Genomic DNA, 18,138 nt, shown 5'->3' on the forward strand with positions numbered 1-18,138 from the left:
AGCTTTCCCCCCGATCATCTTTATTGTCTCATATTTACTTCGGCAGAAAAAAGAAAAAGTTTCAGTTACTCATGAAAAAATAACGCCCTCCACAAAATGCCGTTTGTGGCGTTATAAATATGTGAAAACTGCTGAAACGGCAAAGGGTTTTGGCCTTTTCCAAGTTCCACCGTATACCCTTCTTTAAAATAATGGTGAATAAACCAATCGCGAAATCCCGCATAGCTGTCTATATCCCGTATTCCTTTATAAATGTTCCCGCTTAACTTCTCAAAATCCTTTATGACAGCAGCAGATTCTTCAGGCTCAAGGCCTTTATAGCCCCAATAAATTTCTTCCCCCTGAGTATGGAGAGCCAGCAGTCTGTCAGGCGGATTCTCCGTTATCAGCCGGTACATCGCGATGGATTCCGGCTCCGTGAGTGGAGAGATTCCCGGAAAATCGCGGTAGCTGGGTGCTGTAGGTTTGCGGTATTTTTCAATTTCCCATAGTGACGGAAATTGTTTATTTAAATCGACTCCGTTTATATTTGCCTTCCATTCATTAAAATTCGGACGATGATCATTTAGCCTTTCAAGCTCATCTTGCCTGGCTCCCATGCCTTCTGGTCCGTTCAAGACAAGATCAACGCCATCCGGATTAACAAGAGGTACGAGAGACAAGGATGTGCTGCTGAACAGCTTCATGGGAGAAAAGCCAAAAAAAGGCGAGTTGCAGCATAATGATATACAGTATTCCTTAAACCATTTCAGCAGGACAGACGTTGTGATCCACTCATTCGCATGAAATGAGGCGTTCATATGAACCTTTTTTGCGGCATGCCCCCCGCCAGTTTTTAGCTCCCAGATTGGCCTGCCGAGTACAGAACGGCCGATTTCCCGGCATGAGACAAACGGAAACACATCAATGATCTTCTTTATTTCCTTTTCAACAGCTGAAGCATCATAGATTTTTTCTTGCTCCACCCAGTTATCAGAAAGGTCCAGCTGCCGAGGCTGTAAAAAGCTCTTTATGTCCTGAATGGTTTGAAGCTCTTTATCGTTATACTCTTCTATAAGATAACCAGGACAATACAATTGATGTTTCTGTGCGGATCGATTTGAACTTCTAAGCAATTCCTCGTCTATCTTCAGTTCTCTCGCCACTCTGGCCAAATTGTGCTTGATCTCAGGTTTCACCGTAATAAACGCCATCATCATCCTCCTTTTTTGTTACTATATGACAGTGTATTAAAAAAAAGAAAGCCTCCCGCCACTTTGATGCGGGAGACATTGTGATTACGATGCCTGATCAAGCATTTGTTCTTCTTTTCGTTTTGACGAATTGTCCAGCCTTTTCTGATCATAAAATCGTAACAAATCCCCATAAATGATTTCATCAGAAAGTGATAGCTCCTGTTTTGCTTTATCAGCAAATGCTTCACATTGTTTTGCCTCTTTTAGCGGCTTTCCTGTCTCTTTGTCATAACAAGCACCATCTGTATAAACAACCTGATCCGTAATAAAACTCCCGTCCCGTAGTACCGTAAAGTCCAGTTTTTCATCTGAAAGCAGATCGTTTCCGAATTGAATGTGATCTTTCGTATCAATTCCTAAAAGATTCATCAGCGTCGGCCTGATATCAATCTGCCCGCCTACTGTTTCAATGGTTTGCGGCTTTTTATCGGTAATACCGGGAATATGAATGACAAGCGGCACCTTTTGGAGCTGCACTTCTTCAAATGGTGTAATCTCTTTCCCTAAAAATTGCCCCATCGCTTCATTATGGTTTTCCGATATCCCATAATGGTCACCGTATAATACGATAATAGAGTTGTCGTATAACCCGTCTTCTTTCAGCTTTTCGATAAACCGTTTCAACGCCTCATCCTGATAGCGCACTGTCGGGAAATATTTATTTAGCGTCTGGCTGCTTGAATCATATTCATCAATCAATTGATCCTCTTCATCTAGATCAAACGGGAAGTGGTTCGTCAGTGTGATCAGCCTCGAGTAAAACGGCTGAGGCAAATTTTTCATCAGCTCTGAAGACTGCTCAAAAAATTCTTTATCCTTCAGCCCCCAGCCGACAGAATTTTTGTCAGTTACGTCATACGAGTTAATATCAAAAAACGAATCATATCCAAATGAGTCGTACATTAAATCACGATTCCAAAAGCTTTTATTATTCGCGTGAAGCACCGCTGAATAATAGCCGCTGTTTTTCAAAATCTCAGGTGCGGCCATGTATTGATTGCCCGCATTTGTAAAAAACACGGCACCTCGTCCAAGCGGATACAGTGAATTGTCCACGATGAATTCTGAATCCGATGTTTTCCCCTGGCCGGTTTGGTGGTAAACATTATTGAAGTTGTAGCTCTGTTTTATAAAATCATTCAGAAAAGGCGTGATTTCTTCACCATTCATCTTTTCATTAATCACAAAGCTTTGCGTCGACTCTAAGGATACGAGAATGACGTTTCTTCCTTTTGCAGCGCCGAATAAGCTTTTGTTGGCATCTTTCGCATTAGCGGTTACGTAGTTTTCAATTTCCGTCAGGCTGTTGCTGTCAGCCAAGGCCCTTTGTGCGGACTGTTTTGACTGAAGAACACCGTCGTAAATATGAAAATTAAACAGGCTGATGTTTTTAACAAGCATTTCCCTGTCAAATGAGCGTGTCAATAGCTGAGGTCTTTCCGCTTCAGACAGGCCTAAATTGAAGAAATAAACAGAAGCAACAAACAGAAAATATGCCGCCCGTTCATTTTTCGTGGAAGGAATGTCCGATTGAAAAGCTTTTTGCCGGATGTGAAGCCATATTAAAACCGCAATATCTACAGCCAATAGGAGGTCTGTCGGCTCAAGAAGTGTTCCGATGCTGCTTCCGAGATCACCCATATTGCTCGTTTGAAAAAGGACAGGGATCGTTAAGAAATCATTGTAAAATCGGTAAAAAACCATATTAGCCAGCAATACAAACGTAACAAGACAGCTCATCGCGATAATGTAGCGATTTCTGCTTTTGCCTTTTAAAAACAGGCTGAAGCCAAAGATGAGCAGCAAAAAGCTCAATGGGTTGATAAACAAAATAAATTCCTGCGTTAGATTGTCGATTTTAATATGAAAACTGGTTTTGTAAACAGCATACGTTTTCAGCCACATCAATAAAATGGCAATCAGCATAAATGAAATCTTCGAAAAAAACGTTTTTCGCATTTCAACCTCCTATGCAGCACGCTCAAAAAATCAGTCTATTCCCAACATTCTCATTAACACATCAAATTAAATCTTAACCTGAACATAACGAAAAATCAATTTCATTTACACAATTTTAACAATTTTGGTGTTTCAGCCATTCATTTTTAGCGATCCAAGCGCCTCCGATAACGCCGGCATCATTTCCAAGTGCTGCGATTGAAATATCAGCCGCTTCGGCTGCCCGCGGAAACGCACATTTGCGGAATGTTTTCTCGACTTTGGATCTCAGCAGTTCTCCGGCTCTTGATACACCGCCGCCAAGAACGATTTTTGATGGATTAAGCGAGCTTGCCAAATTTCCCAGCACCACACCAAGATGCTTGGCCACATAATCAACCACTTCAAGGGCAATTTCGTCATTTTCACCCGCCGCTTCAAATACATCCCGCGCTGACAATTGTTCAGTTGCTTTTAAACGTGTCGTCTGCTTAGCTTTTGCAATTTTCTCTTTTGCAATTCTTACAATTCCGGTTGCCGACGCAATCGTTTCGATACAGCCCGTTTTGCCGCAGTTGCAAGGCGCCCCGCCTTCAGGAATGCTACAAATATGGCCGATTTCCCCGCCGGCGCCATTTATGCCATGTACAATTTCACCATTTGCAATGATGCCGCCGCCAACTCCTGTGCCAAGCGTCACGAGAATGACGTCTTTCGCGCCATCACCCGCTCCCTTCCACATTTCCCCGAGCGCAGCAATATTTGCGTCATTTTCTATAACAGCCGGGATTCCGGTTTCTGTCTCGAGATGGTTTTTTAAAGCATAGTTTTTCCACCCCAGATTTACCGTTTCATAAACGACTCCTGCCGCCATATCTACAGGGCCTGGTGCGCCCATTCCGATGTATTTGATGATATGCTTCGGTTTTTGCAGTTCATCCAGCTTACTGTCGATTGTTTTTGCAATTGTAACGGTAATGGTGTCGCCGCTTTTATCAGTCGGGACTTCCCACTTATGCTGAATTTCACCATATTGATTAATAAAAGCGAGTTTAATTGTCGTTCCTCCCAGATCAATGCCCGCAAACCATATTTCGTCCATTTTTATCACCTTAGCCTTTACATCAATCTCTTTTGTTTTTTTGTTTGTTCCAATTCTTTTCGAAGGACCGCTGCCGCTTTGGCCCACTGCTCCTTTTCGATCATGTGATTCATGTATAATTCCTTTAATTCATCTAGCATAAACTCAATTTCAAGCTCTCTGTCCCCAAAGTAAACAATGTGGCCAAACGTTTTTAAAAGCTGCTGCACATCATAAAATGTATTCATTTTCCTCACCATTCTTGATCTTAACTATCATAAGCGTATTCATATGGAAGCGGCCAGTCAAGAAGAAAACGCTGACAAAAAAGCCAGCCTCCTTACCATCTTCCATTACTAAGATTCTTTATTATTTTCAATTTGCTGCTGCAGCTCCTTGTAGCGCTGCTCCTTCGGCTTCAGTTTTACAGCCGACTTGATAGCCGTTTCTGCTTGACCAAGCTCATTTTTTTCCGCATACAACAAGGCTAAATAATAATATGAGGCATGGTCTTTAGGGTCTTTTTTCACTGCTCTTTCCAAAAGGGAAACCGCCTGATCATATTCGCCGATTTGAATATCAGAAACAGCTAGAATTTTCAAAAGATCGGCAGAGGCATCTTTTTGCTCTGCTTCTCCGTTCAGCAATTCTGTTACTTCTTCATACTTTCCTTCCTGATACAGCTCATTTGCCTGCTGAATCAGCGCTGACTCCTGGTGTGAAGGCGAATGCAATCCGTAATATAAAAATCCGGCCGCCAAAGCAATCAGCAAAACCGCTGATAACAATCTTTTTCCTAAGGCTCCGCCTTTGGGTAACCCCAGTGCTGCAGCAGCGAAAAAGCCGCCAATCAAGCCGCCAATATGTCCCGAATTGTCTATATTCGAAACCGCAAAACCAAAGCCAAGGTTGATGATAATGATGACAATAATATTGGTTCCAATGGTTCTTAAAAACATTTTCCGATTTGACAAAGCTACATACAGCAATGCGCCTAAGCATCCGAATATGGCTCCTGAAGCGCCCGCTGAAGGATAGGGACTGAACACAAAGCTCGCGATTGAACCTGTAATGCCAGCCGCCAAATAAATCAGCAGAAATCTGCCCGATCCGTACATCCGTTCAACCACTGTACCAACTGACCATAAAGCAAGCGTATTAAAGGCTAAATGCGTTATGCCGATATGAAGCACAATCGGAGTCAGAAGCCGCCACCATTCTCCGGCTGCAATCAGACTGTTTTCCTTTGCTCCAAAAGCGACCAGTGTCTCCGTATTTGTGCTGCCCCCGTTTATTTCAAGCAAGAAAAACATTAAGACCTGAAACGCGATGAATAAATATGTAAAGATTGGTTTTCCGTTTTGAAAAACCGCCGCTTCATTTTTTCTCTTTTCTTCTTGTTTCAATACGAGCGAAAGGAAGCGTTCTCTCGCCATTTGCACGTCTTCAAATGAATTACGGGCCTCTGTGCATTCTTCTGCAGGAAATGATGGAAAAACAGCTTGAAGATCATCATGAAGCATCGTTCCCCTCACGACCGCCGGCTCAACTGACACAGTTCCGTTCTCAAAGGGCTTTTCGGCAATCTCTTCCCAGTCATCAACAGGGGCTTCCGCTGAAAAAAATACATTCAGCAGCTTCATCTTGCGTCTGCCAAGTTGCTTTCTGACTCGTTCTACCCGCTCAGCCTGCTCTTCGATATCTCTTTCCATTTCTTGACGGAAATCAAGGTCATGCTTATAAAGGCGAACCAGATCATGAGAGGACTTGTCCGGTGCTTCCAGCCATATTTCATCTGACTCACCGGCTTGTATGACGCCATACCCGCTTTTCACTAGGTGCGCCGCGATTTTCCAATATGTATACTCCAGCAAATACATGTTTACCGCTCCAATGGTTTTTTCTCATTATAACAGCTGGCGCTCCGAACGCCTACTGAAAGCAAAAAATCCCGTTTTTCACGGGATTTTAGAAAGCTTGCTGTATAAATTTATTACGGATAAACGGAATTCTTAAAAAGAAATGGATAAAAGACCGCCTGATTCCCGGCTGGCTGAGTACGGTATTCATAAGACGGTAGCGATTTTGATAAAACATGACGGCAGAAACAGCGAAAATGGCATAAATCATAATTTTTTTCATTATATCCCTCCTGCCAATAGGGTTTGTCATTCTTTCATATTTATTCTTGAATAAGGAGCAGGAAAGTTATGAAAAACAAGAAATGATCTGATCCTCTGTTATCAGCTTATGTACTGGGATGTCATGCGGCTGACGGGGAACGTGCGCAAACAACTGGCACTCCAAAAGCAAAGAGACTGTCTTCCCTTTATAATCGCTTAAAAAACGGTCATAATAACCGCCGCCAAAACCGATCCTAAACCCGTCAGTATCAAAACAAACACCCGGAACGACTATCAAGTCAATTTGCGAGGGTTTCACTTCTTTTGTTTTTTCAATCATCGGCTCAAGAAGTCCGGCGTAAACGGTTTCGAGCTGATCATCGGTCTGATATGTGCGGAATTGCATTTTCTTCGTACCAGGATCGCATTTTGGAATACAAACTTGCTTTCCTTCTTTCCAAGCCTGCTCAATAACTGGACGCGTCGGTATTTCCAGCCCTCTGGAGATGGTGACGGCAATGGTGCTGGCATTTTGCCACCCCGGCAGTGAAAACAAATGCTTGTACATACGTGCTGTTTTTTGAATAAGATCTTCACTTGATACAGCAGATAGTGCTTCCATCGTCTTTTTTCTTAATTGTGATTTCATCTCTCATCCCCCTCGGAATAGAAAAAAAGCCAGAACCTTTTTCAAAGCTCTGGCTTTTTTCTCACACCTCAAACAGCTAGGCTGTTATTTTGTTTCACGGTGTAACGTAGATTTTTTATCACGTGGGCAATATTTTTTAAATTCAACGCGGTCTGGATTGTTGCGTTTGTTCTTTTTAGAAATATAGTTACGCTCACCACATTCAGTGCAAGCCAAAGTAATATTAACGCGCATTATTTTCCCTCCAAACTAAAATCATTTACTTATTCAGACTTATATATAATACCACTATAATGGACGGAATGCTAGGCTGTTTTTCAATGAATTGCTGAATTATTGATGATACGCTTATAAAGCTGTAAATATGATTCCGTAATGAGCCGGGGATGGTGGAGTTTGATCACCTGTTGTCTGCCGGCTTCTTTTATCCGGCGGGCTTTTTCCCGGTCTTTTAACAACCTGTCCAGTAGATCAGCCGCTTCCTGTGCGTGCATAAAATCAACGGCGATTGCCGTTTTGTCATGCAAGGCATAGTCACAAAAGCCGCCCGACTGAGAAACGGCAGTCAGCACACCTTGTTCCATGCTTTCTTGCGCGGCAAGCCCAAACGGTTCATAAAAACTAGGGAAAACAGCCATTTCACAGCGAGACAAAAATGCTCTGAGATCCCTTCTATGCAGAAACGGCAGGAACATGACATGTTCCTTCAGGTTCAATGCCGCAGCCAATTTCTCATAGGAGGACAGAGACGGCCCTTCCCCAGCCAGCACTAAATGCAGATCAGGCTGGCGCTGCCTCAAGATAGCAAACACCTTTAACAGCTGAGAAAACCCTTTTTCCGGAACAAACCTACCAAATGAAAATAGGAACCTTTTATTCATACTCCGTGGAATTTGCCCCTTATCTTCCTCCATAGATGCAGGACTCGGGATAACGGTTAGTTTTTTTCGTGTTGCCTTATCAAGAGCCCGTTTCATAAAAGTGCTTAATACAATCAGTTCATCAGCGGATTCTATAAGGAGCCGTTCGGTCTGAAGCCTGTATGGATGCGGTGCTTCTTGGCACGCCTTCTTCCTTTCGCTTTCAAGACCGTGGATTGTCGCAGCAAGCGGAAGGCCAAGCCGTTGTTTCAAATCATGAGCAGCGGGGGCTGTCATGTCGTCATGGGCATGAATCAGATCAAAGCGTTTATTGCAAGATAACACATGCTGAACGATTGTAAAGTTGGCATCCGCTATAAAATCTTCAAACTGCGCATATGAAAATAGCCGCCTGCTTGGAGTGCAAACTGTTATATTGATATGCGGTTTTAAATAGGAAATGAGACGGTTTAAATGGACACCGAGCCCGCTTTTCGGCTCATGGGGATGTTCGAGTGAAAGCATGAGAACGTTCATCGTTCTTTTTCTCCTCTCCCATAACACGTGTAGGCAGAAAATTGCTTCTCCCACCTGATGTGCGCGTCCTCAGTCTGAAAGCTGTTTATATCACTAAACCCATTTTCAGCAAGATAGATGCCCTCTGTACCAGCGAGCTTGAGAGAGACATTCATTGAGTTAACAATTCTATATTCAGCCCGATATACAGCATCACCAGCCGCCTGTCTAATTGTCCATTCCCCTTTATGATACGTTGTGCGCTTTGTCCTGACAGCTTCGATGCCTTTTCTTTTGATGACAATGCGCAATTCTTTTATCATATCCTGCGGCTTTTCGAAAAGCACCGCTTCAGCCAGCCGCATTTTTCCTTCCGATATTTCCCAGCACACGGTCAAGGTGTTTGCGTTTTGAATGATCATGTCGAATGTGTCCCTAAAAAAAGAAAGCTTATGTCGTATATTATAGGGAAATGGGTATTTATCCATGGACTTCTAACATTCTCCTTTCCTATCGGTCACTCAGTGTTCCTATTAAACCATTACTTAGAGAGGAAGCAAAGAAAGATTTCTCGACAAAATCTCGTTTTTTTCGCGAATTCCTTTAGAATCGATTGGTTTTATGGTATAAAAAAGAAGGATAAAAAAAGAATAGAAGGTGATGAAACGTGGAAATTGCTATTATTGCGTTGTTTATCGTCAGTATAGCGCTAATTGCATTCTCATATTCTCAAAGAGATCCGATGAAAGATGTTGAACAGGAGCTCGAAACACTTCAGCTTTCTGCGATGCAGGAAATTTACAAGCTCAAAAAGAAAATGACAGTGCTTGAGGAAGAATTACTGGAAACAAACCTTGTCATCCGCAAATCAAAGCATAGCGACATCAATCAAAAGATCGCTAAACAAATACTTTCTAAATATAATAACGGCATGTCCGCTGAAGCCATTGCTAAAGCTGAGCATGTATCAGTGGAAGACGTGAATACGATTATCAAAGATAACGAGAAGGTGCTCGTATGACAAAACGGGGCATTCAGGCATTTGCTGGCGGCATCATTTTAGCGACAGCCGTTCTTGCAGCTGTTTTTTATCTGACAGACGAAGATCAGGCCGCTGCTGTAAAAGAAACTAAAACAGTAACCGAACAAGACGTGAACAATTACCTTGATTCTAAAAAAATGGTTTCTGTTAACCGTGATGAATATCAAAAACTTCTCGATTCAAAAGAGAAATCCTTGAACGATGACAGCAGCTCAGACACGAAAACAGACAAAGTCAAAACATACAAGCTCACAATTAAAGACGGCATGAGCACCGCAGATGTATCTGCTATTCTTGAAAAAGAAGGCATCATTTCCTCGGCTCAAGACTTTAACGACTATGTCATTGATGCCGGCTATCACAAAGAAATCCGCGCCGGCGAGTTTAAAGTAAAATCAGACATGAGTTTCAAAAAAATCGTAAAAACGTTAACACGATAAAAAAACAGGCTGACTGTCAGCCTGTTTTTTTATCCAAACTTTCCTGTAATGTAATCGAGAGTTCTTTGATCCTGCGGGTTAGAGAACATTTTATTGGTATTGTCGCATTCAACAAGCTCGCCCATGTAAAAAAAGGCGGTTTGATCAGAAACCCGTGCTGCCTGCTGCATGTTGTGCGTGACGATGACAATGGTATATTTATTTTTCAGCTCAAGAATGAGTTCTTCAATTTTTCTCGTTGAAATTGGATCTAGCGCAGATGTCGGTTCATCCATCAGCAAAATATCAGGATTTGTCGCAAGCGCTCTGGCGATACAAAGACGCTGCTGCTGGCCGCCTGATAGCGAAAGGGCTGATGAATGCAAACGATCCTTCACCTCATCCCATAACGCCACGTCTTTTAATGACTTTTCCACAATTTCCTGAAGCTTCTTTTTATTTTTGGTGCCGTGGACTCTCGGTCCATAAGCAACATTATCAAAGATAGATTGCGGAAACGGATTCCCTTTTTGGAATACCATGCCGATATTTTTTCGTAAATCTACGATATCCACTTTACCCTTTAAAATGTTGCTGCCATTATAGTTCAGCTCACCTGCAAGTTTTACATTCGGCGTCATTTGAATCATTAAATTCAATGTTTTAATGAAGGTCGATTTCCCGCATCCTGATGGTCCGATAATCGCCGTGACCTCGTTTTCATGAATGCTCAAATTGATATTTTTCAAAGCATGATGCTGTCCATACCATAAGTTCATTCCATTGACTTGATAGACTTCCTGTTTCATTACAGCTTCGGTAGCAATACTCATTGCCGCCCTCCTATCCGAATTTCCCGTTAATATAATCCTCTGTCTTTTGCTGCTTCGGACTGGTGAAAATCTGTTCAGTCTGTCCGTATTCTACAAGCTCGCCGTTTAAAAAGAATGCCGTCCGGTCAGAAACCCGCAGAGCCTGCTGCATATTGTGCGTGACGATAATAATCGAGTATTCGCTTTTTAATTCTGTAATTAATTCCTCTATTTTTGCATTTGAAATCGGATCTAGCGCTGAAGCTGGTTCATCCAGCAGAAGAACGGCCGGCTTCATCGCAAGCGTTCTCGCGATGCATAAACGCTGCTGCTGGCCTCCCGATAACGAGAGTGCAGATGAATGCAAACGATCCTTCACCTCATCCCAGAGTGCTGCTTTTGTTAAGCTTTCTTCCACAATCTCATCTAAAACAGCTTTATTCCGCTCTCCGGCATATTTCAATGCATGTGTGATATTCGCATAGATTGATTTCGGAAAGGGATTCGGTTTTTGGAAAACCATTCCGATTTCTCTTCTTAAGCTGACAACATTAATATTGCCACCCAGTATATTTAACCCTTCATAAAGGATTTCACCTTCAGCTCTTGCAGACGGAATTAAGTCATTCATTCGGTTAATGTTTCTCAAAAAAGTAGACTTTCCGCATCCTGACGGCCCAATCAAAGCGGTCACCGCGTTCTTTTCAATATCCATATTCACATGGTGAACCGCTTGTTTAGTTCCGTAAAAAATAGATAGATCTTTCACTTCGAGCACGTGGCGCTGTTTTGGAACGAAAACAGCACGCTCTGGCTTTTCTTTTACCATTTGTACAGACATGTTTTTTCGCCTCTTTCCGTTCTAATTTGCCGTAAGCTTTTTGTAGATCATCGTGCCAAGCCATCTTGCTGCGAGATTAAACACAAGAACAGAAATCACCAGCACCGCAGAACCTCCGTTGGCAATCGCTTCAGCATCCGGAATGATTCCTTGCGTATTTACGTTCCAAATGTGAACCGCAAGTGTTTCAGCTGGCCTGAAAATATTAAGCGGCGATGTTTCAGAAAACGGGTTCCACTCCGTAAAATTAAGACGTGGCGTTGTCAGACCGGCTGTAAATAATAATGCCGCTGCTTCCCCGAACACCCTTCCTGACGCTAAAATTGCTCCTGTGATGATAGAAGGAATCGCACTTGGAATTAAAACCGTTTTTACAGTATGCCAGCGTGATACACCTAAAGCGAGAGAGGCTTCCTTCAGATCTTTAGGGACCGAACGGATCGCATCTTCTGTCACACGCACCATGACAGGAAGGTTAAAAACAGTTAACGCAAGCGCCCCGCCTATGATCGTATATCCCCAGCCTGTTAAGTTGACAAACATCAATAATCCAAACATTCCAATGACAATAGACGGAAGAGACGAAAGCACCTCTATACATGTTCTGATGAAATCAGTCACTTTGTTATTAGGTGCGTACTCAGCCATGAACACTCCGCCGCCCACACCGAGCGGGATTGTAATCAGCATCGTAATAAACAAAATATAAAAGGAGTTAAACAGCTGGTCGCGTATTCCTCCTCCAGCTGCAATGGCGCTCGATTTTGTCGTAATAAAGTCGAAGCTTAGCTGAGAAACACCGTTTATAATAATATAGGAAAACAAGCCTACTAGAATTGCAGCGATAATGGCTGCGCACAACCCAAACATTCCAGTCGCCAGTTTATCTGTTATTTTGCGGTTCATTACACTTTCCTCCTAGATGACAAGTAGCGAATCAGCAAGATGAACAAGAATGACATCACCAGAAGCACAAGCCCCATTGACCACAGCGTATTGTTTTCAACGCTGCCGTATGTGGTGTGGCCCATATTCAGCGTGATGATCGTTGTCAGTGTTCCAGCAGTGTCAAACAGGCTTTCTGGCAATACTCTTGTATTTCCAATGACCATCTGAACAGCCAAAGCTTCACCAAACGCCCGTGCCATACCAAGCACAACAGCCGTCATTAATGTTGGAAAGGCTGCAGGCACTAGTACTTTTCTGATCGTCTGCCATCTAGTCGCACCTAACGCGTAAGAACCTTCTCTTAAGCTCTTCGGAAGGGAAGCCATCGCATCAGCAGAGATCGATGTGATGGTCGGCAGAATCATGATAGAAAGGACAATTGTTCCCGCCAATAAACTGTGCCCTGTCCCGCTCGATTTGAACTGGGCGATAAATGGCACCAATACTGTAAGACCTATGAATCCATAAACAACAGATGGAATGCCGACTAAAAGCTCAATTACCGGCTGCAGCACTTTCTTTCCCCAATTCGGCGCAATTTCTGTCATGAAAATCGCACCTGCAATGCCAAGCGGCGCAGCAATGAGAGCAGAAAGAATCGTTACTGCAAATGATCCAAAAATAAATGGCAGCACTCCATATTTCGGATCAGTATCTGTAGGGTTCCAATTTAGGCTCGTTAAGAATTCAATTGGGCTTACACCATTTACAAGAAAAGATTGCAGCCCCTTAACGCCGAGGAAAATAGTGATCGCAACAGATGCCGCTATCATAATAAGCGCACAAGCTGTCACAATCATTCTTCCCCGAACTTCATCCAATTGCCGATTTTGCCTTGAGCTGATCAAACGCTCGCTCACAGACATATTTTCTCTATTGTTTATCATTGTTTTACACTCCTATGAATGTGTTAAGAGGAGAAACGGTTGTCCCCGCACTCCTCTTTTTATTAAGATCAGCTTTGCTTCCCGTTGGCATCGCGTGTCACTTTCATATCAGTAACCGGAATGTAGCCTTGGTCGGTAACAATGCTTTTTTGAATGTCTTCACTCTTTAGATAATCAAGAAATTCTTTAGCTAAATCTGTTGCTTCACCTTTTGTGTAAGAATGCTGATAAGCCCAGATCGGATACTCGCCAGTTGCAACATTTTTCGCTTCAGGTTTTACGCCGTCAATTGATAGAGCCGTTACTTTGTCATCTGTTAAATATGAGAATGCAAGATATCCAATCGCTCCCGGTGTGTCAGCAATGATCTTTTTCACTGTGTTAGAAGAATCTTCAGTAATGCCTTCTGCAGGTTCTTCTCCGTCAAGCGCATATTTCACAAATGTAGCACGTGTGCCAGAAGAATCAGGACGGTTTACAAGTGTAATCTTTTGGTCTTTGCCGCCAAGCTCTTTCCAGTTTTTGATTTTGCCAGTGAAGATTTTTTTCAATTCATCTTTTGAAATATCCTTCACTCCAGCATCAGGGTTTACAGCTGCTGCCATACCAACTACTGCGACTTGATGATCGACAAGCGCTTTTGCATCGATCCCTTCTTTTTCTTCAGCAAAAACGTCTGAATTCCCGATCTGAACAGCTCCTTCAGAGACTTGAGAAAGCCCTGTTCCAGAACCGCCGGCTTGTACCTGTATATCTGCATCAGGGTTTTCTTCCATAAATTTTTCTGCTGCTGCAAGTACCAATGGCTGCATAGCCGATGAACCAGAAATGGTTAAAGAACCTGATGCCTTTCCTTCTCCTTTTGCAGAATCGCTATTCGTTTTTTCACTTTCTCCTGCATTTCCGCATGCAGCTGCAATCATCATAAAAGCAGCCATCAGAAGCATAAGCACCAATTTGTTTTTTTTCATTTCCTGAATTCCCCCTGCGTATAATGTGTAATTTGTCCTACACGTATAGAGTAAAGGTTCTGTGTAAAAAGGGTTTGAATCGAATGTTAAGCTTTTGTAAATCAGTGCGTTTTTTTGTATAAAAAAAACGCCCACATCATGTGAGCGTTTCTTTTTAGTTATCAGAAGACGTTGTGTTTTCTGCATTCTCTTCAATTTTATCTTTATTCTTTTGCTGAGTATCTTCTTTGTCCTGTTTCGATTTCAGCTCAAAGTATTTATCCAATACCTCTCTGCCGATTTCGTTCGTAATGGTATATTTAGCGCTGTAATCAACATAAGCCCAAGGTACTACTACAGAGATCGCAATCTCAGGATTATCGGCAGGCGCATATGCAACAAGTGTCGTATTATAAGCCGCTGTTCCTGATTTTGATTTATCTGGCCCATCATAGAACGACTGTGCTGTTCCTGTTTTAGCAGCTGGTTTATAAGATGCTGAGGCAAGTTGACTGGCAGCTGTCCCCTTCGTCGCCACTCGTCTAAATCCTGCTTGAACTTCTTTAATATAATCGCTTTTCATGTCGATTTTATTCAGCACTTCTGGCTGAACGGATTGCACGACAGCACCGATTCCTTTATCAGGATTAGGTTCTCTGACTTCCTTCACAAGCTGGGGCTTTAAGCGGTAACCTCCGTTTGCAATCGTTGATACGTATTGCGCCAGTTCCAGCGGTGTATACGTATCGTACTGGCCGATCGCATAATCCAGCAAGAATCCTGTCAATCTGCTTGTTCCTTTATAGCCTGTCATTTCATTTGGAAGGTCAATCCCAGTTTTTACACCGAGTCCAAATTGACTGAAATAATTTCGGAATGTATCAAAAGCCGCAGTATCAATCGGTAAAGCTTGATGCGGTTTATATTCACCTTTACCGATTGCGATTGCAGTTTTAAACATAAATACGTTGGAAGATTTCTGTAATGCAGTCTGAATATCAACTGGCCCCATGTTTTCCCAAGACTTTTTCCCTTTTTTATCTTGCCCGATATACAAAGGTTCATCCTTAAAAATCGTATTCAAATTAATAGCGCCAGTTTGCAGGCCGGTCAAAACAGTTGCACCTTTAACAGCTGATCCCATGGCATAGGATGAAGTCATATTTCCTAATGCATAATCATCAAACTTGTATGTTCCATTCTCTCGTTTAATCTGCTTACCCGCCATCGTTAGCACTTCACCGTTTCTTGGATCCATCATGACAACGAAAGCACGGTCTAACAATTGAGTGCTTGCTCGTGCTTTAGCAGATTTTAGATTCTTCTCAATAATTTTTTCCACTTCTTTTTGTAAATCAATATCAATCGTAAGCACGAGATCTTTACCGGCTTTGCCTTCAGAAACCGTTTTTGTTCCTGTCACATTGCCGTTTGAATCGGTGATATTTTCAACTTTTGCTTTTTGGCCCTGCAGAAGGCTTTCGTATTGGTATTCCAGATAACTTTTTCCAACCCTGTCATTTCGGCTGTAGCCAAGCGACAGATAATGGTCGAGCAAGTTGGACGGCAATCCTTCATCAGAGCTGGAAACACTTCCGAGCACTGAGCGAAGAAGGTTTTTATACGGATATTCACGTTCCCAATCGGACGTAACATCAACACCCGGCAGTTCGTCTAAATGTTCACTCACTACTGCCATTTCTTTCGCTGATACATCTTCATTTTTGATATATTGAGGGGTCAATGCATATCCTGAATCCATCTGTCTTTTGATAGCAAGGATCTGCATGTCTTTATCCGTCAGTTCATTCAGCTGCTTATCAGTAATCCGTTTTAGCTGTAGCTGATATAAATCGTCATCGGATAATTTTTTGTCTTCAACCTGCTGTCTTTCTTTAGAGGTAATCAGCTTTTTCGCTTCTTTCGGTCTAGTCAAAATCCAATAATCTTTTTTATCCCGTTCTGTTACTTTTTTTGTGTCGACTTTAATCATTTCAGACAGCTTTTTTGCAATCTTTAAACGCTGCTCTTGCGTGGTCGATTTAGATCTGGTGTATGTGATTGCATTTAAAGCCTTATTTGTCACGATGGCATTGAAGTTTCGATCATAAATTTTCCCGCGCGGCACCGCCGAGCTGACTTCACTTTGTTCCTGCTTATTAGCTTGATTTTTGTAATCATCGCCTTGCACTATCTGCTTGATGCCCAGTTCCACAATGATCCAGGTAAATATGACAAAGGCAGCCAAGAATAAAATATTCAGCCGGATCGGAAGCGACTTCTTTTTCTCTTTATGATTTTGCTTTTTTGGTTTATTTCTCCTCATAACATCACCTTTTTCTATTTACAGAAAGAAAAGACACTCAAGTAAGAGTGCCAGTTTTCATTTTAAAGGTTTTTTCGACTTTTTTCTACAGATAACCCCTTTTTGACAAAAAATTATCTTTCACCTTTTAAAAGATTCGGTTCAGTTACCCGTTTTTGGCCGTCTTCTTCCATGGTTTCATTTCCCTCTTCTTTCTCCTTAAAACGGATATCCTTGACAAAGTAATAAATCAGCGGATGTCCTACGCCCAATATAGCAAGTGCCAAAGGAATTCCCACATCCTCTTTCAAAAGGGCCACAATCAGAAGAAAACATAAAATGGAGACAATCCTGCCGGCGTTTAAAAACAATTCCCTCAGCACGATATATTCAATTCTTGCTTTTCTGGCATGCCTCGCCCGTCCTATCACATCATATGTAAGTGATACATATGGAACGAGCAAAAGTGGATAGCCGATGGCAATAAAAACGCCGTATGTCAATAATGTCGTAAAGCTCATATGAAACAGAATCAAAAACAGCGCTCCATACAGAATAAGTCCGCCCAGCAAAATCGATTTTTTTCTGTTCTTTTTCTTAATCAGCCTGGATGCAAAGTAGTAGGCAAAGAAGGAAACAGCTGAGTTGACGAGGCCAAATGTGCCGAGGGCCAGTTCGCTGTTTGTCTCAATAAATACAAATACACTGATTAAAAAGACAAAAATCCCTTCTCTCAAACCCTGAAAAAAATGCGCATTCGTAATTCTCCGCCAGTTCATATTGCTATGACGCTCTCCAAATACTTTGCTCAGCATAAAACGGCCCTTTGATTCTCTCCGCTTTAAAAAAAAGCTCATCACGACAGCCAAGGCAAATAAACTGAGGGAGAGACTGAAAATCACTGTATAACCCGTATTATTTTCAAGCCTCGAGATAACGAATCCCGCTACAATCGGGCCGATCATTCCTGCAGAGGAAGAGAGAATACCCATAAATCCGTTGAAAAAGTCCCGCGTATCCGGCTCTGTTATTTCAAAGGTCAGCACGTTAAACGCAAGCCAATAAAAGCCATAGCCCACTCCGAGCACCGCGCCGATCAGTACAAGCCCGCTGGCCGCCGTTTCTCCGGCTAAAAGAACACTTAAATAAAAGGCAGCTAAAAAAATCACACCGAACCTTAAAATGAACACCCTGTCTATTTTTTTGGCTAACCGTCCAGCCAAATAAAAGGTTATCGGCTGCATTATCACAATGGATAAATTATATATCGCTAAATCAATAAATTTACCTGACTGTTTCCAAAGATACACATTAACAAATGTATTGGACAGTGCAATTCCTAGCGAATAAAGCCCGCCAATGGTCAGCAGAAAGAGTAATCCTTTGTTTACGTCTACATCGCCAATCACTTTTTTTAGTTTGCTCATTACTGACTCCCCTTTACTATCCCTTAGTCTGTCTCACTCAAACCGAGATATGTAAAAAGAAGACATAAAAAAACAAGGCCCTATATTGAGGACCTTGCTTGTGTC

Annotated in this window: 19 protein-coding genes; 2 read left to right on the plus strand and 17 right to left on the minus strand. The window is 42.3% G+C overall.

All coding sequences use genetic code 11. The annotated features are described in order from the left end of the window. Positions 1 to 65: 65 nt before the first annotated feature. The 10 genes from GYO_RS34680 to GYO_RS34725 all read right to left on the minus strand — a co-directional run bounded on the left by GYO_RS34680 (position 66) and on the right by GYO_RS34725 (position 8,890). Complete coding sequence (locus GYO_RS34680; RefSeq protein WP_080010089.1) at positions 66 to 1,196, minus strand: M14 family metallopeptidase; 1,131 nt, start codon at positions 1,194 to 1,196, stop codon at positions 66 to 68. 81 nt (positions 1,197 to 1,277) lie between these two features. After that, complete coding sequence (locus GYO_RS34685; protein WP_014114411.1) at positions 1,278 to 3,194, minus strand: LTA synthase family protein; 1,917 nt, start codon at positions 3,192 to 3,194, stop codon at positions 1,278 to 1,280. Between the two features lie 115 nt (positions 3,195 to 3,309). Beyond that, on the minus strand, positions 3,310 to 4,275 hold the full coding sequence (gene glcK, locus GYO_RS34690; protein ID WP_014114412.1) for a glucose kinase GlcK: 966 nt from the start codon (positions 4,273 to 4,275) through the stop codon (positions 3,310 to 3,312). A 17-nt stretch (positions 4,276 to 4,292) separates the two neighbouring features. Further along, entirely contained in the window at positions 4,293 to 4,502 is a 210-nt protein-coding gene (locus tag GYO_RS34695) for a YqgQ family protein (protein WP_014114413.1), read from the minus strand. 108 nt (positions 4,503 to 4,610) lie between these two features. After that, a complete protein-coding gene (gene yqgP / locus GYO_RS34700; RefSeq protein ID WP_014114415.1) occupies positions 4,611 to 6,134 on the minus strand; it encodes a rhomboid protease YqgP in 1,524 nt (507 codons plus the stop codon). A gap of 88 nt (positions 6,135 to 6,222) precedes the next feature. Continuing rightward, entirely contained in the window at positions 6,223 to 6,396 is a 174-nt protein-coding gene (gene yqgO, locus GYO_RS34705) for a protein YqgO (protein WP_003226278.1), read from the minus strand. 66 nt (positions 6,397 to 6,462) lie between these two features. Continuing rightward, positions 6,463 to 7,026 carry a 5-formyltetrahydrofolate cyclo-ligase gene (locus GYO_RS34710; RefSeq protein WP_014114417.1) on the minus strand — a complete coding sequence of 188 codons (564 nt, stop codon included), beginning with the start codon at positions 7,024 to 7,026 and terminating at the stop codon, positions 6,463 to 6,465. 84 nt (positions 7,027 to 7,110) lie between these two features. After that, complete coding sequence (rpmG, locus tag GYO_RS34715) at positions 7,111 to 7,260, minus strand: 50S ribosomal protein L33 (RefSeq protein WP_003153056.1); 150 nt, start codon at positions 7,258 to 7,260, stop codon at positions 7,111 to 7,113. Between the two features lie 83 nt (positions 7,261 to 7,343). Further along, positions 7,344 to 8,423 (minus strand): glycosyltransferase family 4 protein, encoded by a 1,080-nt coding sequence (locus GYO_RS34720; protein ID WP_014114418.1) that lies wholly within the window; start codon positions 8,421 to 8,423, stop codon positions 7,344 to 7,346. Then, the gene (locus GYO_RS34725) at positions 8,420 to 8,890 is read right to left on the minus strand and encodes a hypothetical protein (protein ID WP_041521003.1); all 471 of its coding nucleotides are present in this window, start codon (positions 8,888 to 8,890) and stop codon (positions 8,420 to 8,422) included. Before GYO_RS34725 ends, GYO_RS34720 begins: the two co-directional genes overlap by 4 nt. 179 nt (positions 8,891 to 9,069) lie before the next feature. On the opposite strand from GYO_RS34725, the gene GYO_RS34730 reads away from it, so the two are divergent. Beyond that, positions 9,070 to 9,423 carry a hypothetical protein gene (locus tag GYO_RS34730; RefSeq protein ID WP_003226272.1) on the plus strand — a complete coding sequence of 118 codons (354 nt, stop codon included), beginning with the start codon at positions 9,070 to 9,072 and terminating at the stop codon, positions 9,421 to 9,423. Further along, a complete protein-coding gene (locus GYO_RS34735; RefSeq protein ID WP_014114420.1) occupies positions 9,420 to 9,884 on the plus strand; it encodes an endolytic transglycosylase MltG in 465 nt (154 codons plus the stop codon). The genes GYO_RS34730 and GYO_RS34735 overlap by 4 nt, the downstream gene beginning before the upstream one ends. A gap of 29 nt (positions 9,885 to 9,913) precedes the next feature. On the opposite strand, the gene pstB (GYO_RS34740) is transcribed toward GYO_RS34735, so the two are convergent. The 7 genes from pstB (GYO_RS34740) to GYO_RS34770 all read right to left on the minus strand — a co-directional run bounded on the left by pstB (GYO_RS34740) (position 9,914) and on the right by GYO_RS34770 (position 18,033). Further along, entirely contained in the window at positions 9,914 to 10,696 is a 783-nt protein-coding gene (gene pstB / locus GYO_RS34740) for a phosphate ABC transporter ATP-binding protein PstB (protein WP_041521004.1), read from the minus strand. A gap of 10 nt (positions 10,697 to 10,706) precedes the next feature. Continuing rightward, a complete protein-coding gene (gene pstB / locus GYO_RS34745; protein WP_041521005.1) occupies positions 10,707 to 11,516 on the minus strand; it encodes a phosphate ABC transporter ATP-binding protein PstB in 810 nt (269 codons plus the stop codon). 21 nt (positions 11,517 to 11,537) lie between these two features. Continuing rightward, the gene (gene pstA, locus GYO_RS34750; RefSeq protein ID WP_014114423.1) at positions 11,538 to 12,422 is read right to left on the minus strand and encodes a phosphate ABC transporter permease PstA; all 885 of its coding nucleotides are present in this window, start codon (positions 12,420 to 12,422) and stop codon (positions 11,538 to 11,540) included. Beyond that, on the minus strand, positions 12,422 to 13,351 hold the full coding sequence (pstC, locus tag GYO_RS34755) for a phosphate ABC transporter permease subunit PstC (RefSeq protein WP_013308020.1): 930 nt from the start codon (positions 13,349 to 13,351) through the stop codon (positions 12,422 to 12,424). Before pstC ends, pstA begins: the two co-directional genes overlap by 1 nt. 68 nt (positions 13,352 to 13,419) lie before the next feature. Next, a complete protein-coding gene (locus GYO_RS34760) occupies positions 13,420 to 14,322 on the minus strand; it encodes a phosphate ABC transporter substrate-binding protein (RefSeq protein WP_014114424.1) in 903 nt (300 codons plus the stop codon). Between the two features lie 154 nt (positions 14,323 to 14,476). After that, entirely contained in the window at positions 14,477 to 16,627 is a 2,151-nt protein-coding gene (gene pbpA, locus GYO_RS34765; RefSeq protein ID WP_014114425.1) for a penicillin-binding protein 2A, read from the minus strand. 113 nt (positions 16,628 to 16,740) lie between these two features. After that, a complete protein-coding gene (locus GYO_RS34770) occupies positions 16,741 to 18,033 on the minus strand; it encodes an MFS transporter (RefSeq protein WP_014114426.1) in 1,293 nt (430 codons plus the stop codon). Between the last annotated feature and the right edge of the window lie 105 nt (positions 18,034 to 18,138).

Source organism: Bacillus spizizenii TU-B-10, from assembly GCF_000227465.1.
Taxonomy (GTDB): Bacteria; Bacillota; Bacilli; order Bacillales; family Bacillaceae; genus Bacillus; species Bacillus spizizenii.

Coding starts and splice junctions, on each gene's coding strand:
- pstB (WP_041521004.1), bottom strand. CDS start 10,696: ATGAGTATTGCTACCGAAGCTGTAATGAAACAGGAAGTCTATCAAGTC.
- GYO_RS34735 (WP_014114420.1), top strand. CDS start 9,420: ATGACAAAACGGGGCATTCAGGCATTTGCTGGCGGCATCATTTTAGCG.
- GYO_RS34720 (WP_014114418.1), bottom strand. CDS start 8,423: ATGAACGTTCTCATGCTTTCACTCGAACATCCCCATGAGCCGAAAAGC.
- GYO_RS34710 (WP_014114417.1), bottom strand. CDS start 7,026: ATGAAATCACAATTAAGAAAAAAGACGATGGAAGCACTATCTGCTGTA.
- GYO_RS34760 (WP_014114424.1), bottom strand. CDS start 14,322: ATGAAAAAAAACAAATTGGTGCTTATGCTTCTGATGGCTGCTTTTATG.
- glcK (WP_014114412.1), bottom strand. CDS start 4,275: ATGGACGAAATATGGTTTGCGGGCATTGATCTGGGAGGAACGACAATT.
- pstB (WP_041521005.1), bottom strand. CDS start 11,516: ATGTCTGTACAAATGGTAAAAGAAAAGCCAGAGCGTGCTGTTTTCGTT.
- yqgO (WP_003226278.1), bottom strand. CDS start 6,396: ATGAAAAAAATTATGATTTATGCCATTTTCGCTGTTTCTGCCGTCATG.
- yqgP (WP_014114415.1), bottom strand. CDS start 6,134: ATGTATTTGCTGGAGTATACATATTGGAAAATCGCGGCGCACCTAGTG.
- GYO_RS34680 (WP_080010089.1), bottom strand. CDS start 1,196: ATGATGGCGTTTATTACGGTGAAACCTGAGATCAAGCACAATTTGGCC.
- GYO_RS34770 (WP_014114426.1), bottom strand. CDS start 18,033: ATGAGCAAACTAAAAAAAGTGATTGGCGATGTAGACGTAAACAAAGGA.
- GYO_RS34725 (WP_041521003.1), bottom strand. CDS start 8,890: ATGGATAAATACCCATTTCCCTATAATATACGACATAAGCTTTCTTTT.
- rpmG (WP_003153056.1), bottom strand. CDS start 7,260: ATGCGCGTTAATATTACTTTGGCTTGCACTGAATGTGGTGAGCGTAAC.
- GYO_RS34685 (WP_014114411.1), bottom strand. CDS start 3,194: ATGCGAAAAACGTTTTTTTCGAAGATTTCATTTATGCTGATTGCCATT.
- GYO_RS34695 (WP_014114413.1), bottom strand. CDS start 4,502: ATGAATACATTTTATGATGTGCAGCAGCTTTTAAAAACGTTTGGCCAC.
- pstC (WP_013308020.1), bottom strand. CDS start 13,351: ATGATAAACAATAGAGAAAATATGTCTGTGAGCGAGCGTTTGATCAGC.
- pstA (WP_014114423.1), bottom strand. CDS start 12,422: ATGAACCGCAAAATAACAGATAAACTGGCGACTGGAATGTTTGGGTTG.
- pbpA (WP_014114425.1), bottom strand. CDS start 16,627: ATGAGGAGAAATAAACCAAAAAAGCAAAATCATAAAGAGAAAAAGAAG.